Source organism: Labrys sp. Lb11 (assembly GCF_057554225.1).
In genome coordinates this window covers 935204-951451 of sequence record NZ_BAAJOT010000003.1, presented here as the reverse complement: position 1 = coordinate 951451, position 16248 = coordinate 935204, and the positions used below count along the sequence as shown (strand labels likewise).

Annotated in this window: 13 protein-coding genes; all 13 read right to left on the bottom strand. The window is 70.0% G+C overall.

The window, feature by feature from the left end:
• Positions 1–62 precede the first annotated feature (62 nt).
• On the bottom strand, positions 63–1754 hold the full coding sequence (locus AC27L4_RS14230; protein ID WP_487142857.1) for a hydantoinase B/oxoprolinase family protein: 1692 nt from the start codon (positions 1752–1754) through the stop codon (positions 63–65).
• Positions 1755–1766: 12 nt separating this feature from the next.
• A complete protein-coding gene (locus tag AC27L4_RS14225) occupies positions 1767–3785 on the bottom strand; it encodes a hydantoinase/oxoprolinase family protein (protein ID WP_487142856.1) in 2019 nt (672 codons plus the stop codon).
• Positions 3786–3797: 12 nt separating this feature from the next.
• Positions 3798–4739 (bottom strand): aminotransferase class IV, encoded by a 942-nt coding sequence (locus AC27L4_RS14220; RefSeq protein ID WP_487142855.1) that lies wholly within the window; start codon positions 4737–4739, stop codon positions 3798–3800.
• Between the two features lie 16 nt (positions 4740–4755).
• The gene (locus tag AC27L4_RS14215) at positions 4756–5826 is read right to left on the bottom strand and encodes a branched-chain amino acid ABC transporter permease (RefSeq protein WP_487142854.1); all 1071 of its coding nucleotides are present in this window, start codon (positions 5824–5826) and stop codon (positions 4756–4758) included.
• A 10-nt stretch (positions 5827–5836) separates the two neighbouring features.
• Positions 5837–6751, bottom strand: a complete 915-nt coding sequence (locus tag AC27L4_RS14210) for a branched-chain amino acid ABC transporter permease (RefSeq protein ID WP_487142853.1) — start codon at positions 6749–6751, stop codon at positions 5837–5839.
• Positions 6748–7500 carry an ABC transporter ATP-binding protein gene (locus AC27L4_RS14205; RefSeq protein ID WP_487142852.1) on the bottom strand — a complete coding sequence of 251 codons (753 nt, stop codon included), beginning with the start codon at positions 7498–7500 and terminating at the stop codon, positions 6748–6750. The genes AC27L4_RS14210 and AC27L4_RS14205 overlap by 4 nt, the downstream gene beginning before the upstream one ends.
• Entirely contained in the window at positions 7500–8258 is a 759-nt protein-coding gene (locus tag AC27L4_RS14200; protein ID WP_487142851.1) for an ABC transporter ATP-binding protein, read from the bottom strand. Before AC27L4_RS14200 ends, AC27L4_RS14205 begins: the two co-directional genes overlap by 1 nt.
• 55 nt (positions 8259–8313) lie before the next feature.
• Positions 8314–9513 (bottom strand): ABC transporter substrate-binding protein, encoded by a 1200-nt coding sequence (locus tag AC27L4_RS14195; protein ID WP_487142850.1) that lies wholly within the window; start codon positions 9511–9513, stop codon positions 8314–8316.
• A 176-nt stretch (positions 9514–9689) separates the two neighbouring features.
• Complete coding sequence (locus AC27L4_RS14190; protein ID WP_487142849.1) at positions 9690–9884, bottom strand: hypothetical protein; 195 nt, start codon at positions 9882–9884, stop codon at positions 9690–9692.
• A gap of 70 nt (positions 9885–9954) precedes the next feature.
• Positions 9955–10698, bottom strand: a complete 744-nt coding sequence (locus AC27L4_RS14185; RefSeq protein WP_487142848.1) for a GntR family transcriptional regulator — start codon at positions 10696–10698, stop codon at positions 9955–9957.
• 332 nt (positions 10699–11030) lie between these two features.
• Positions 11031–13001: a hydantoinase B/oxoprolinase family protein gene (locus AC27L4_RS14180; protein ID WP_487142847.1), complete on the bottom strand. Its 1971-nt coding sequence runs from the start codon at positions 12999–13001 to the stop codon at positions 11031–11033.
• A 5-nt stretch (positions 13002–13006) separates the two neighbouring features.
• Positions 13007–15031, bottom strand: a complete 2025-nt coding sequence (locus AC27L4_RS14175) for a hydantoinase/oxoprolinase family protein (RefSeq protein WP_487142846.1) — start codon at positions 15029–15031, stop codon at positions 13007–13009.
• 106 nt (positions 15032–15137) lie between these two features.
• On the bottom strand, positions 15138–16121 hold the full coding sequence (locus AC27L4_RS14170; protein ID WP_487142845.1) for an AraC-like ligand-binding domain-containing protein: 984 nt from the start codon (positions 16119–16121) through the stop codon (positions 15138–15140).
• Positions 16122–16248 lie beyond the last annotated feature (127 nt).

Genomic DNA, 16248 nt, shown 5'->3' with positions numbered 1-16248 from the left:
CAGGGGATGGGGGGCGACGCCGGCTGCACCCCTCTCCCGGAAGGGCGCGGCCGGTGGAGCGTCTATCCGCCCTTCGCGTAGACCGTCTCGGCCTGCTCGGGCGTGATGAAACCGTCGAGCAGATCCTCGCGGACCAGCGCAGGGTCGCGGTCGCCGGGCGGGCCCCAGCCGCCGCCGGCGGGCGAGGTGATGCGGATGCGGTCGCCGGGGCGGATCGGCACGTTGGCGAACTTGCTCGGCGAGACCTTGCCGAAGGCCTCGGTGATCGTCTGCCAGTCCTCGCCGTCGGCATGCTGGATGAAAAGCTCGGCCCGGCCGCCCTCCTGGCCGCCATGGATGCCCCAGGGGCTGACCTTCTGGCGGTCGCTCATGTAGCTGAAGGTCATGGGCGTGTCGGTGCAGCGCACGGTCTTGGAGAGCGACAGCCCGCCGCGGAACGTGCCCGGCCCGCCGGAGCCGTCGACCAGCCTGAACTCCTCCACGTGCCAGGGGAAGCGATACTCGAACACCTCGACCGGGATGTGCGGGCAGTTGCCGTTGATGCCGCCGACTGCGTCGTTGCCGTCGGCGAAGCTGCGCCCGCCCCAGCCGACCGGCGTCAGGTCGTAGCAGCAGAAGAACTCGCCGGTCTTGAGGTCGGTGCCGCCGAACAGGAAGTTGGAGTGGGTGGCGCCGTCGGTGGCGGCGGAGCGCGGCTTGAGCCCCGGGGCCAGCGCGCCCATCACCACATTGGCGATGCGGCAATGGGTTTCGGTGTTGCCGCCGACCGAGGGGCCGGGGAAGTTGACGTTGACCACCGTGCCGGGCTCGGCCAGCACCCGGATCGGCCGGAAGCAGCCGGAATTCTTCGGGATGGTGGAATCGGTGAGCTGCAGCACCGCATTGTAGGCCGCGCCGTGGGCGACGCCGAGGGTGCCGTTGATCGGCCCCTTCGCCTGGCGCGAGGAGCCGTGGTAGTCGACGATGAGGTCGCTGCCGGAGACCGTCACCTCGGCGCGGATGGTGAACACCTTGTCCTCGATGCCGTCGTCCTCCATGCAGTCCTCGAAGGCATAGCGCCCGTCCGGGATCTTCTCGATCTCGGCCCGCATGCGCCGCTCCGAATAGTCCATCAGGGCGGTGACGTTCTCGCGGAAGGCGGCGATGCCGTGCTTGCGCACGAGGTCGGCCATGCGCCGCTCGCCGAGGTCGATGGCGGCGATCAGGGCGCGGAAATCGCCGTAATTGTAACGGGGCGTGCGCACATTGGCGAGCAGCAGGCGCCAGATGTCGTCTACGTCCTTGCCGGCGCGCTTGATCTTAACCGGCGGCACGCGCAGGCCTTCGTGGAAGACCTCCGTCGCCTCGCCGGCGAAGCCGGCCGGAGCCATGCCGCCGACCTCGCAGACATGGCCGATCGCCACCGCGAAGCCGATCAGGGTGCCGTCGACGAAGACCGGCTTGAAGAAGGTATGCTCGGGGGTGTGCAGGCCGCCGCGATAGGGGTCGTTGTGCAGGATGACGTCGCCTTCTTCCAGGTCGTCCAGGGCGATCTCCTGGACGCAGGAGCGCAGCAGCAGCGGCATGCCGCCGATCATCGACGGGCAGAAGTCGCCGGTGGCGACCAGTTCCCCGTTCGGCAGGGCGAGGCCGCAGGTGAAGTCGAGCGACTCGGAGAAGATAGTCGAATAGGAGGTGCGCATCAGCGTCACGCCCATGTCCCGGCAGATCGAGACCAGGATGCCGCCGACGATGTTGAGGGATACCATGTCCATGGGAGCGTTCCTTCAGGCGGAGATCATCAGGTTGCCGTGGCGGTCGACCGTCAGGGACTTGCCGGGGTCGAGCACGGTGACGGAGGCGTTCTCCTCCACAAGGGCCGGCCCCTTTATCGCATGCCCGCATCTGAGGTCGTCGCGAGCATAGACCGGGGTCTCCAGCCAGCCCTCGCCGAACCAGACCGGCCGATGCGAGGCCGGCGCGGCAGGCCCTTCGGCGTCGGCGATGACGGGGAATTCCAGGTGGCCGGTGCGGGCGATGCCGGTGACCAGGAAGTTGACGATCTCCATGTGGTCGGCGAGGCGGAAGCCGAAGCGGGCTTCGTGCTGGCTGTGGAAGCTCTCCAGCAGCGCCGCGACCTCCTCCTCGGTGAAGGCCTCGGCCTCGACCGGGATCTCCAGCTCGTAGTTCTGGCCGAGATAGCGCATCTCGACGCTGCGGACGATGTCGGCGTCATGGTGGCCCTGCGCCGCCAGATCCGCCCGGCATTCGCCGACCAGCGCGGCCATGGCCGAGGCGGCGCGCTCGCGGTCGAAGAAGCGCGAGTTGAGCTGGACCGTGCGGTAGCGGTCGACCCGGGCGTCGGCCATGGTGAAGCCGAAGGCGGAGAACTGGCCGGGGAAGTTCGGCACCAGCCCCTTGGGGATCGAGGCCTCGGTCATCAGGTCGCTGACATGCGGCGGACCGGCGCCGCCGAAGGCGACGAGCACGAAGTCGCGCGGGTCGAGCCCTTGCTCGGTCAGCACCGTGTGCAGGGCGCCCACCATGTTGTTGTTGGCGATGCGCACGATGGCGAGCGCCGCCTGCTCGACGGAATAGCCGAGGGCGGCGGCGATCGGCTCGATCGCCCGGCGCGCCGCATCGGCGTCGAGGCTCATCGAGCCGCCGAGGAAGTTGGCGGCGCTGATGCGCCCGAGCACGACATTGGCGTCGGTGACGGTGGGCAGCGTGCCGCCGCGGCCGTAGCAGGCCGGGCCGGGATTGGCGCCGGCGCTCTCTGGGCCGACCACCAGCATGCCGCCGCTGTCGATCCGGGCGATCGAGCCGCCGCCGGCGCCGATGGTGCGGATGTCGATCATCGGGATCTGGATCGGCCGGCCCCATTCGATCTCGAAGTCGGTGGTGAACTTCTCCTTGCCGTCGACCACGGTCGACACGTCGGTGGAGGTGCCTCCCATGTCGAGCGTGACGAGGTTGGGCAGGCCGAGCATCTCGGCGGTGCGCTTGGCGGCGATGACGCCGCCGGTCGGGCCGGAGACGGCGATCTGGATCGGTCCCTCCACGGCGGCGTCGAGGCTCATCTCGCCGCCGTTGGAGCGCATCACCACCACCGGCGCCTTGACGCCCTGGTCGTCGAGCTCGCGGCGCATCGAGCCGAGCTGCCGGGTCACCACCGGCTTGATGAAGGCGTCGCAGATGGTGGTGGAAGAGCGAAAATGCTCCTTCCACTTCGGCAGCACCTCGTAGGAGATCGACACCGGCACGCCGGACAGCCGCTCCCTGAAGATCGCCTTGATGCGCTGCTCGTGCGCCGGGGTGAGGTAGGAGTGCAGCAGCACCACCGCGACCGCCTCGATCTCGCCCTCGGCCGCGAGCCTGTCGGCCAGGGCCGCGACCTGCGCCTCGTCCAGCGCCTCGATCACGGCGCCGGAGGGGCCGACGCGCTCGTCGACCTCATAGGCGTCGCGGCGCTTGACGAAGGGCCTGGGCTTGACCCAGGCGAGGTCGTAATGATGACGGCGGTTGCCGCGGCCGATGAACGGCACGTCGCGGAAGCCGCGGGTGGTGACGTAGGCGGTGCGCGCGCCCTTGGCCTCCAGCAGCGTGTTGGTCGCCACCGTGGTGCCGAGGCGGATGCCGGCGATGGCCTCGATCTCGCCGAAGGCGCGCAGGCCGGTCATGATCCCCTCGATCGGGTCATGTGGCGTGGAGAGGTTCTTCCAGGCCTTCAGCGCCCGGTTGGATTCGTCGTAGGCGACGAAGTCGGTGAAGGTCCCGCCGATGTCGATGCCCAGTCTGTAGCCCATGGTCAGGCCTCCCTAGCGTGTCTGTGTTGGCGAAGGTGCCGCAGCGGCATAGTCGACCTCGGTCGCATGCCAGCCTTCGGCGCGGCGAGCCCAGAAGGCCTCGCGGATCCGTTCGGAGATCGGCCCGGGGCGGTCGTTGCCCATGATCCGCCCGTCGATGCGGGAGGCGGGCATGACGCCGCCGGCCGTGGTGGACAGGAAGATCTCGTCGGCCTCGCGCAGCTCGGCGACGCTCACCGGCCGCACCTCCACCGGCAGGCCGAGCTCGCCGCAGAGCTCGAGCACCGAGCGGCGGGTGATGCCTTCGAGCACGCCGGCGTCGGGCGTGGCGATGCGGCCGTTCGCAACCACGAAGATGTTGAAGCCCGGCCCCTCGGTGACGCTGCCGTCCTCGCCGAGCAGGACGCAGAAGTCGGCGCCGCGGTCGGCCGCCTCGAACTGGCCGCGCGTCAGGTCGGCCCAATGGAAGTTCTTGGCCGTCGGGTCGACCGAGCGCGCCGGGATGCGCACGGTCTCGGCCACGACCAGATGGGCGCCGCGCGCCATCACGTCCGGCTTCAGCAGCGAGATCCACGGCACGGCGAAGGCGGTGATGTAGTTGCGGGCATAAGCGGGGTGGTAGGGCATGCCGGCGGGGGGCCGGCCGCGCAGGCAGTCCATCGCCACATAGGCGTCACGCAGGCCGGCCAGGGCGACGCAGCGGTTGAGGACCGCCTTGATCTCCGCGTCGCTCTCGCGCGGGCGGAAGCGGAAGGCCTCCATCGAGGCGCGGAAACGGGCGATGTGCTCGTCCAGCCGGAAGAACCGGCCCTGCCAGACGCCGACCACGTCATAGGTCACGTCGGAGCGGCGGTAGCCCCAGTCGGTGATCGGGATCGCCGCCTCGGCGATCGGCATGTAGCGCCCGTCGATATAGGCGGCGCCGGCGGCATAGGGGGAGGTGGTCTGGGTCATGGCATTCACTCGGGGGTCAGGCCGGCGTCTCGGCTTCGCCGGACAGCGGCAACGGCTCGGGCGCGGCCCCGGCCGGGGGCGCGATCGAAAGGGGGGCGAGCTCACGCCCGCGGCTGAGGCCGTTCGGCCGGAAGATCAGGATCAGGGCCATGACGAGGCCGAGGCCGATCTCCTGGCTGCCCTGGGGCAGGGCCAGGGTGGTCTCGCCCACCGGCACGCCGCGCTCGAGAAAGCGCAGCGCCTCGACGATCGCCGTCACCGCGACCACGCCGCTCACCGCGCCGGTGAGGCTCGCCATGCCGCCGACCACCAGCATGGCGATGGTGATGAAGGAGAGGTTGAGGTAGAACGGATCGACGGTGAGGATGCCGAGGAACTGGGCGTAGAGCCCGCCGCCGACACCCACCAGGGCGGCGCTGAGCACGAAGGCGGCAAGGCGCATGCGCAGGACCTTCACCGCGCAGGCGCGCGCCGCCACCTCGTCGTCGCGCGAGGCCCGCAGCATCAGGCCGAAGCGCGAGATCTGGAAGAGGTAGGCGGCCAGGATCGCCAGCGCGGCGAAGAGATAGGCGGTCCAGGGGCCGACCACGGTCGGGATGCCGACGATGGAGCTGACGCCGGCGGTCACCGAATCCCAGTTGGAATAGACGCTGTTGACGATGATCAGGAAGGCGAAGGTGGCGATCGAGGCCGCCGTGCCGGACAGGCGCATGATCGCCAGGCCGAGCAGGAAGGCCACCGCCGCCGGCAGCAACAGCGCCCCGAGGATCGCCACGGGGAAGGGATATTGCGCCTCCTGCAGGAAGAGCGGCAGGCCCGAGAGCATGATCTGCTTGAACGAGGGCTCGGCCGTGGCCCAGGCCGCGGCATAGGCGCCGATGCACATGAAGCCGATCTGGCCGAAGGAGATGATGCCGGAATTGCCGATGAAGACGTAGAGGCCGACCACGACGATGATGCGGATGAACATCTCCGTCAGCGTCACCTGCAGCGCATCGCCGTCGCCGAGCGACGTGGCGCCGGCGACCAGGGCGAGCAGGACGATCAGCAGGAGCGGCGTCTGGTGTCGGGCGATGGCGGCGCGCATGGCTCTTCCCTCAGACGCGCTCGAAGGTGCTGCGCGCCGGTATCAGGCCGGCGGGCCTGACCAGCAGCACCAGGATGACGAAGGCGAAGGCGAAGGCGTCGCGGAAGGCGCGCAGATCCGGCGGCAGATAGGCCTGCAGCATGGTGACGACGATGCCGATGGTGAAGCCGCCGGCCACGGCCCCGGCCAGGCTGCCCATGCCGCCGACCACCACGGCCACGAACGCGAAGAGGGCGAGCGGCACGCCCATGGTGTGGCTGAGCGAGCCGGACTGGGTGGTGTAGAGCAGCGACACCGCGGCGGCGAGGATGCCGCTGATGGCGAAGGCGATGCCGATCACCACGTCGCCGCGCACGCCGAGATATTGCGCCATGCGGAAATCCTCCGCCGCGGCGCGCATCTGCACGCCGTATTTCGTCCAGCGCAGGAACAGCGACACCGCCGTCATCAGGACCAGCGTCGCCACGAGGGTGATGAGCTGCAGCATCGGCACGCGCAGGTCGCCGATCATCACCTGGCTGTTGGCGCCGCTCCACAGATCCACCGCCTTGGGGCGCGAGCCGTAGGCCATCAGCACGCCGTTCTGGATGATGTAGCTCACCGCGAAGGAGGCGATCATCAGCGTCGGCGAGGAGGCGCGCCTCAGCGGCCGGAACACCAGCGCGTCGGTGAGCAGGGCGGCGACGACGACGATCAGGCAGATCGCCGGGATCATCGCCGGCCAGGTCCAGCCGCCGATCAGCAACCTGGCCGTGACGTCGGCCGAGGGCACGATCAGGGCATAGGCGCCGATGGTGATGAAGTCGCCATGGGCGAAGTTGATCAGGCGCAGGATGCCGAACAGGAGGCCGATGCCGAGCGCCACCAGGGCATAGATGCTGCCGAGGGCGACGGCGTCGATGAGGTTCTGCAGGAACGGGATCATGCCGGCGCCTCCGTGCGGGGGGAGTGGCTGTCGCCGAAGCCGAAATAGGCGTGCCCGATGGCCTCGCCGTCCCGGAGGTCGGCGGCTCGTCCTTCCAGCTGCACCCGGCCGCCGCGCAGCACATAGATGCGGTCGGCATGCTTGAGGATGCGGTTGGAGCTCTGCTCGTTGATCAGCAGCGTCAGCTTCACGCTGCGGCGCAGGTCGAGCAGGATCTGGTAGATCTGGTCGATGATCAGCGGCGCCAGGCCGAGAGAAGGCTCGTCGACCATCAGGAGGCGCGGGCGCGTCATCACCGCGCGCGCCACCGCCAGCATCTGCTGCTCGCCGCCGGAGAGCCGTCCGGCCGGATAGCGGCGCCGCTCGGCGAGGCGCGGCAGCAGCGTCAGCAGCCTGTCCATGTCGGCCCTGGCGCCGGCCCGGTCGCCATGCATGGCGGCGCCGATGCCCAGGTTCTCCTCCACCGTCAGGGTGCCGAAGATGTGGCGTCCCTCCGGCACCAGCGACAGCCCGAGCCGGGCGATCTGCTCCGGCCGGCGGCCAAGGATGCTGCTGCCCTCCAGGCGGATGTCGCCGGCATGGGGGGCCACGCCGCCGGCGATGGCGGCAAGGGTGGTGGACTTGCCGGCGCCGTTCGGGCCGATGATGCAGACGACCTCGCCCTCCGCCACCTGCAGGGAGACGCCGCGCAGGGCGGCGAGATCGCCGTAGCGCACATGGATGCCGTCGACCTCGAGCAGCGTGCCCATCATGCCTCCATGCCGAGATAGGCCGAGAGCACGGCCTGGTGGCGCTGGATCTCGCCGGGCGTGTCCTCGGCGATGGTGCGGCCGCCGTCGAGCACGTGGATGCGCTGGCTGATGCCCATCACCACCCGCATGTTGTGCTCGATCAGCAGCACGCCGCAGTCGAAGGTTTCGGGGATCGAGGCGACCAGGACCATGAGATCCTCGCATTCGGCGTCGGACATGCCGGCCGCCGGCTCGTCGAGCAGCACGAAGGCCGGGGAGAGCACCAGCGCCCGGGCGATGCCGAGGCGGCGCTGGTCGGTGTAGGCGAGGGCGCCGGCGTGCCAGGCCGCCTTGTCGGCGAGGCCGATCCAGGCGAGCATCGACCGGGCCTCGCCGCGCGCGGCGCGCAGGCCGAGACCGAGCCCCGCGGCGGTGACCTCGACATTCTCGGCCACGGTCATGTCCTTGAACAGGCGGCCGGCCTGGAAGGTGCGGGCGATGCCCTGCTCGCGAAAGCGTGCCGCCGGCCAGCCGGCGGTGTCGCGGCCGCCGAGCAGCACGCGGCCCTCGGTCGGGCGCTGGAACCCGGTCATGCAGTTGACCAGGGTGGTCTTGCCGGCGCCGTTCGGGCCGATCAGGCCGAACACCTCGCGGCGGCGCACGGCGAGGCTCACCTCGGAGATGGCGGCGAGTCCCTGGAAGCGCACGCAGAGCCGGTCGACGGCAAGCGCGTCGGCGGCGGTGCGGGCTTGGGAGGCGGCTGCAGGCTGGGTCATCGCGCCGGTCCGGGGTTGGGGCCGGCCGATGGTTCGGCCGGCCGGGTCGGGAGGCTCACTTCTTCAGGCGATAGAGGACGGCGTCGGGGATGGTATCCTTGATGCGCCACTCCTCGACAGGCACGCGCTTGTCGTCGCCATAGGAGACGACGATCATCGGTTCGGTGGTCTGGACGTGCAGCTTGGGGGTGAAGGTGCGCGGGCCGAGGATGGTGGGAGCGTTGTCGCTCTTGTTCAGCTCGGCGACGACCTTGGCTCCCTCGGCCGTGCCGGTCGCGGTCACGGCCCTGGCCCACAGCTCCAGGAAGGCATAGATCGGGTAGGCGTACTGGGTGGTCGGCGGCTTGCCGTATTTCTTGGCGTAGGCGGCGGTGAGCTCGTTCACGGCAGGCCGCGGATCGTCGACAGTGAGGGCCTGCACCGGCAGGTAGAAGTCCTTGAGGCCCGGCGTCGAGTTCAGCCAGTAGGTGCCGTCCATCGCCGTGGCGCTCATGATCGGCAGGGTGATGCCGGCGGCGCGCAGCTGGCGCACGGAGGATGCGGCGCCGGGATTGGTCGAGCACAGCATGATGCTGTCGACGCCGCCGGTGCGGATGGCGTCGCTGAGGCGGGTGATCTGCGAGCTGATGGTCGGGTCGAGGCCCTTGAAGGTGTCCTTGCCGACGATGGTGCCGCCCTTGAGCGGGACGATCCACTCATAGCCGGCGCAGACCGACTTGTTGTACTCGATCGTCTCGTCGATCAGCATGTAGCCCTTGCGGAAGCCCTTCTTCTCATACCCCCAGTCGCCCATGACGGCGCCTTCGAGCTGGCCGGCATTGTTGGCCGTGAAGGAGAGCGGACCGACGCCGAGGACGCCCGCCTTGGGGTCGGAAGCGCCGATGAAGGCGGAGATCACGCCGGCCTTCTGGGCCTGCAGCGCGGCCGGCGCGCCGTAGTCGTAGTCGGCCGAGACCAGCAGCAGGCCGGCGCCCTGGTCGATCAATTGCTTGCCGACCTTGGCACCCTCGACCCGGTCGGTCTTGGTGTCTGCGGTGATGACCTTGATCGGCTTGCCGAGCAGGCCGCCCTTGGCGTTGGTCTGCTCGACCCAGAGCTCGGCCATCTTCGCTCCCTCGCCGTCATAGGCCTCCATCCAGCCGGAATAGGCCAGGGCCATCCCGATGGTGATGCCGTCCTCGGCGGCGGCCCTGCCGGCCGGCGCGACGGCGATGGCGCCGCCCAGCAATGCTCCGATCCAATATCTCGCTTTCAAGGTCCCCTCCCGGTGGAAGCGGCAGGCGCGCGGTCGCGGCCTGCGTGATGGACGTGATCGAACCGCCCGACCGCTGGCGGGCATGGCACATCGTCCGCCGCGGCGATCGGGCGCGCGGCGTGTCGTTCTCGGGGCACGAGGCAGGCGCGGCCGCAGCCGGCCGGCTCAGGGCATGGTCAGGCCGAGGCCTCCGCCTGGCGCCGGCGGTTGCGGTCCGCTTCCCATTTCACGCACCAGTCGGAGCAATAGGTCTTGCCGGCGGACACGACCGTGCCGGCGCCGGAATTGGCGGGCTTCTCATAGAGAAGAATCCCGCAATTCGGGCACTTGTTGTAGCTCTCGATATACATCCGGTTCTGAGCGAACTTCATGGGTTCGATCCTCGTGATGGCGATGAAGGCTTGTTGTTGTTCTGGTTGGAGATGGAACGGGGGCCGCGCATCAGCCGGCGCTCCTTGCCGCCCGGCCGGCCCTGCGGGCGGGCTGGGCGGCTTCGGCGAGGCCGGCCTCCTCGTAGATCCGGAGGACATGGGCCCAGGTGGTCCTGAGGTGGTCCTCCATGACGGCGACGGAGCGGTCGATGTCGCCCGTGGCGAGGGTCTCGACGATCGGCACATGGGCCAGGGCCGAATCCAGCGGCGATTCATGGTCGAGATCGACCGAGGCGACCAGCATCTGCACCTCGGTGTCGATGCCCTCATGGGCGCGCAGGGTCTGGCGGTTGCGCGACAATTCGCAGATGCGCCGGTGCAGCGCCAGATCCGCCTGGCGCAGCTCCGTCAGGCGCCGGGCCTGCGCGGCGGCGATCATGCGATCGACGATGCGGCGCAGCTCGGCATGGTCCGCGTCGGTCATCTGCGGCAGGGCCTGGCGGATGGCGAAGGATTCCACGCAGATGCGGAAGGAGAAGACGTCGTTGACGTCCTGCGGCGTGTAGAGCGGCATGAAATGGCCGCGCCGGGGCGAGGCGACCAGGAAGCCGCGTTGCGCCAGCCCGGAGATGGCCTCGCGGATCGGGTTGCGGCTGATGCCGAGGCTGCGCGCGAGCTCGGCCTCGTTGATGCGGTCGCCCGGCCGCAGGCGGCCCGATGTCAGAGCCTCCAGGAGCAGGTTGCGCATCTGGTCGGTGAGACTGAGCGTCTCGATCAGCCGCTGCGCCGCGCCTTCTTCCGGTGAAAAGACCATGAACCGCATGCTTCCTGCAGGTTCGGGGATGGCCCGGCCGCGTGGCGACCTCTGGGCCGATGGCAGAATGTTCAAACTGCAGACTGTGGACAGATTAGGAGAATGTCCTCCGGAGTCAATGCTCCGGCTGCGGCAATGTTGGGCAGGTTCCTGCCCACAATCTCGCCTTCGACCATGGCCATCCCGCGCCATGCCCGCGATTTCGGGATCCGGCCCGGCCGTCGAGGCCGCGCGGATGGCGTGCCGGCGGGCGACCGCCGCGCCCGGCCCGGCGCGGGGCAGGCGCTCGGCTCGTGCCGGCGTCCGCGCCGCGAGTCCGGACCGGGCGGGCGTCATCGGGCGGCGTCCTCCGCCCATCGGGCGGCCGTGCGCTTGTGGAACATCTCGCGGAACTGGGCGGTGGATTTCGGCAGGAGGGCGCCGGTGTCCCAGTCGAGCACCACGGCGTAGCGGCGCACCAGGTCGAGCTTGTCGATCTTCCCGGCCCGGTAGGCGGCCGCGGCCTCCTCCGGGTCGGTGGCGAGCCAGGCGGCGCGCTGGCCGCGGATCGCGGCGCGCTCGGCCCGCGTCGCCGCCTCGTCGACGGCGTAGTCGCAGATCTCGGGATCGACGGCGCGGATCACCACGCCGTAGTCCCTGGCGGCGCGCTCGAGCGAGACATAGTCGTCGATGACGTCCTGCAGCACCAGGGCCGGGTCTCGCTCCAGCGGGTCGCCGAAGCCGCCCCCGCCGGCCGTGGGCCGGCTGAACAGGTCGCCGGGGCCGATCGCCACGTCGGAGAAGATCGATCCGAGCCATTCCTCCCGGCCGGTGTCGGCCCGCGTCAGGCTGAGGCCGTGCGGCATGGACGGCAGGCCGCCCTCGATGCCCCAGACCACGGCGCGCTCGCGGTCGCAGATGTAAGAGATCACGGTCTTGTCCGCTTCCAGCATGCGCGAGGTCTTGCGCACGCCGGCGCCGCCGCGCCATTTGCCCGGCCCGGCCGAGTCCGTCAGGATCTCGAACTCGGTGGTCAGGATCGGGTTGGCCCGCTCCTGGCCCTCGACCGGCTGGGCCATCAGCCCGGTGCCGAAGCAGGCGGTGGTGACGTTGCAGCCGTCCTTGCCGTTGCGCCCGCCCCAGCCGCCGGGCAGCCAGTCGTAGAACATGAAGATCGGCTTCTCCGCCCGCCGCCCGTCGAGGCCGCCGGTCAGGAGATATTCGAGGTTGAAGGCGCAGGCGATGGCCCGCTCCGGCATGATCTTCGACCACATCTCGTAGATGGCGTTCATGATCTTCTCGAACGGCATCAGGAAGCCGGTGACGGCGACCGGCCACTTGGCATCGACGATGCTGCCTTCCGGCGCGACGATCTCGAAGACGCGGTAGAAGCCGCTGTTGAGCGGCAGGTCGGGGAAGAAGGTCTTCATGCCGGCGGCGACGGCCGAGAAGGTGGCGCCGAAGGCGGAGTTGTAGATCGAGGCGATGGTCGGGTGGCTGCCGGTGAAGTCGTAGATCGCCCGGTCGCCCTTGATGGTCAGCTTGACCTTGATCGGGATCAGCCCCTCCGAGCCGGCGGGGTCGCGGTCGATGAAGTCCTGGGTCTCCCACTCCCCGTCCGGCAGGGCGGCGATGCGCTGGCGCACGGCGCGCTCGACATAGTCCTGGACTTCCGACAGGCCGGTCGCCACGGTGTCGTGGCCGTACTTGTCGACGAGGCGCAGGATCTCGCGCTCGCACACCTGCGTGGCCTGGGCCTGGGCATGGATGTCGCCGATGATCGAGGCGGGGTCGCGGGTGTTGGCGGCGATGAGCCCGGCCACGTCCTTGCAGAAGCGGCCCTTGTCGAACAGGCGCACCGGCGTGATGCGCAGGCCTTCGCGGAACATGTCGCGGGCCGAGACGTCGAAGGAGCCGGGCACGCTACCGCCGACGTCCGACCAGTGGCCGTTCGACTGGCTGAAGGCGATGATCCTGCCTTGCGAGAAGACCGGCCGGATCAGGCGCACGTCGGAGAAATGGGTGCCGCCGGCATAGGGGTCGTTGATGGCGTAGACGTCGCCGGGATGCATGTCGCCCTCGAAGGCGCGCATCACGTCCTTGCAGGTGAAGTGCAGCGTGCCGACATGGACGGCGATGTCCTGGTTGCCCTGCGCCGCGGCGTTGCCCTCGGCATCGTGCAGGGCGCTGGAGAAGTCGCGGTTGTAGATGACGAAGGAGTAGCAGGTCCGCAGGATCTGCTCGGCCATCTGGTCGACGCTGGTGATGAAGGAGTTCTTCAGCACCTCGAAGGTGACGGGGTCGAGGGTGGGCTTGGCGGCCATCGCGGTCAGTCCTTCACGCGGATCAGGATGTTGAGGTACTTGTCGACTTCGGCCGTGGTGCCCGGCGGGATCAGCACGGTGGAATCGACCTGCTCGACCACGGCCGGCCCGGCGATGCGGAAGCCCGCCGGCAGGTCCGAGCGCTCGTAGACCGGCGTGTCGCGGGCCTCGCCGTCGAACCAGACCGGCCGGCGGCCGGCCGGCTGCGGCGTGACGCCGGTGGGCTCGTGCACGGCCAGCTCGGCCTTGGGCACCACGCCGGTCGCCTTGAGGTTGAGCCGGAACAGGCCGACCGGCGCCTCGTCGCGGCGGAAATTGTATTCGCGTTCGTGCTGGCGGTGGAACGCCTCGATCAGCTCGGCCATGGTGCGGATCGGGCTCGGCGCGGCGACGGCGAGCGAGCGCCACTGGCCCTGGTACATCATGTCGATCGAGCGCTGCAGCACGATGTCGGCCGGCGCCACGCCCTCATGCGCCAGGCGCTCCAGCGCCTCGCCCTCCAGCCGGCCGAACTCGGCCTCGATCGCGGTCGGGTCGGCGTCGGCGGCGCCGGCGAGGTAGCTTTCGGAGAAGTCGTGCTGCACGTCGACGAGCAGGCAGCCGAGCGCCGAGGTGACGCCCGGATTGGGCGGCACGATCACCACCGGGATGGAGAGGTCGCGCGCCACCGCGGCGCCGTGCAGGGCGCCGGCCCCGCCGAAGGCGACCAGGGCGAAGTCGCGCGGGTCGTAGCCGCGGCTGATCGAGATCAGCCGCACCGCGTCCGACATGTTGGCGTTGGCGACGCGGATGATCGCGTCCGCCGCCGCCTCGCGGGTGAGGCCGAAGGGCCGGGCCACGCCCTCGTCGACGGCCGCCGCCGCCAGGGCCGGGTCGAGCATGATCTTGCCGCCGGCCAGGCTGGTGCCGAGCCGGCCCAGCACCACGTTGGCGTCGGTGTTGGTCGGCTGGCGGTTGCCGTTGCCGTAGCAGGCCGGGCCCGGATTGGCGCCGGCCGATTGCGGGCCGTTGCGCAGCGAGCCGGCCTCGTCCGTCCAGGCGAGCGAGCCGCCGCCGGCGCCGATGGTCAGCACCTCGATGGAGGAGAAGCGGATGGGGTAGCCGAACTCGATGTGCCAGTCCTTGGTGACGCGCGACTGGCCCTCATAGGCCAGCGACACGTCGGTGGAGGTGCCGCCCATGTCGAGGCCGATGGAGTTCCTGAAGCCGCAGAGCATGGCGATGTGCCGGCTGGCGATGGCGCCGGCGGCGATGCCGGAGCCGGCGAGGCGGGCGGCGAAGTCCTTGACCGAGTTCGGCGTCATCACGCCGCCGCCGGTGTGCAGCAGCAGGAGGTCGCGGGTATAGCCTTCCGCTTTCAGCCGCTCGCCGAGGCGGCTGGTGTAGTCGACCACCACCGGGCTCAGGGCGGCGTTGACCACCGTGGTGGAGAAGCGCTCATGCTCGAAGATCTCCGGCAGCACGCCGGAGGAGGTCGAGATCGGCACGCCCGGCAGCTCCTCCTCCAGGATCGCCTTCATCCGCCGCTCGTTGGCGCCGTTGACATAGGCGTTCATGAAGCAGACGGCGACGGCGGCGACCTGGCGGCGCCGGAGGATGCGGGCGACCTCGCGCGCTGCCGCCTCGTCCAGCGGCTGGATCACCTCGCCCTGGGCGTCGACTCGCTCGGGCACGACCAGCCGGTCGCGCCGCGGCACGTAGGGGCGCACCACGTCCTTGTAGGTGTCCCAGAGGTCCTCCTTGTTGGCGCGGCGGATCTCGATCACGTCGCGGAAGCCCTGGGTGCAGACCATGGCGGTGCGCGGCAGGCGGCGGGTGATCAGCGCGTTGGTCGCCACCGTCGTGCCGTGCGAGAACAGCGCCACCTTGCCGAGGTCGATCGCCGCCTTGTCGACGCCGGCCATGATGCCGTCGATCGGGTCGGCGGAGGAGGCGGTCTTCTCGATGCGGATGAGGCCGGTGGCCTCGTCCATGATGCAGATGTCGGTGAAGGTGCCGCCGACGTCGACGGCCACGCGCAGATTTTGCAAGGAGGCTCTCCTGTCCTGGACGCCGGCCCGCGGGCAAGGCTCCGCCTCGCCCGGAAACCGGGTGTTCCTCGTTCGTTGGGAAGATGTGCCGGCGGAGGCCGCCGGCTCAGGCTCGTCGGCGCGGCTGCGGCAGCGGCGCCTCGGCGCGGGCGGCCTCGCGCGCGTCGCTCGGCGTGCGGCCGAAATGGCTGCGATAATGGCGGCTGAACTGGGCCTGGTCGCCGAAGCCCCATTGATAGGCGATCTCGGAGATCGACTTGCGGCTGGCGGGGTCGCGCAGCGCCTCGTCGCACATCAGCAGGCGGTGGGACCGGATCCAGCCGCAGACCGTGGTGTCCTGGGTGGCGAAGAGCTGGTGCAGATAGCGCACCGAGACGCCGCAACCCTCCGCGATCATCTGCGGCGACAATTCGCCGTGGCCGAGATGGCTGCGGATGAAGCGCTCGGCCCGGCGCAGATGCGCGGCCTGCACCGAGGAGGCGCCGCCGCCGAGCACGCGCTCGTCGGCCTCGATCGACAGGGCCAGCAGGTCGACCAGGTGCTTGCCGGCGACGTCGCGCGCCACGTCGTCCATCTCGTCGAGGCGCGGCGCGGTGAGGCGGATCAGGTCGACGAACAGGGCGCCGACGCCGCGGGTGGAATCGAAGCTGAGGGTGGAAAGGCGCTCGGGCTGGCCGACGCGCGAGCGCAGCACCGCGCTCGGCACCTTCAGCACCCACAGGGCGTTGGGCTCGGCATGGCTGAACTCGTAGGGCAGGTGGCTGCGCTCGACCAGGAAGGAGCCCGGCCGGCAACGCACTTCCCTGCCGTCCTGGGAGAAGCTGAGTTCGGAGCGCTCGGGAACGGTGATCAGGTAGCTCTCCTCGCGCTCATGCAGGAGGTGGCGCTCATGGCGGCGATAGACCAGCCCGTCCGAGACGTTGCGCGAGATCGACAGGCCGCCGAGGGTCCACACGTCCAGTTCGCCGGAGAAGCCGGGCGCATTGCGGAAAACCAGTTCCAGCGGAAAATAGGTCTGCGAGACCGCCTGGTCCCAGAAGCGCTTGCGCGCCGCCGGCGCGGCCCGCACGGTCGAATAGGTGACGCGCATTCGCAATCTCCCGTTTCGCCGGCCCGGCGAAGAAGGCGCGCCGCGCGGGGTTCCCGTCCCCGCGGCGCCTTCGCCGGCCATCCCGTTCCGTCGGCAGGGCAGGCGACTGCGCGCCCTTCCCCCGCCT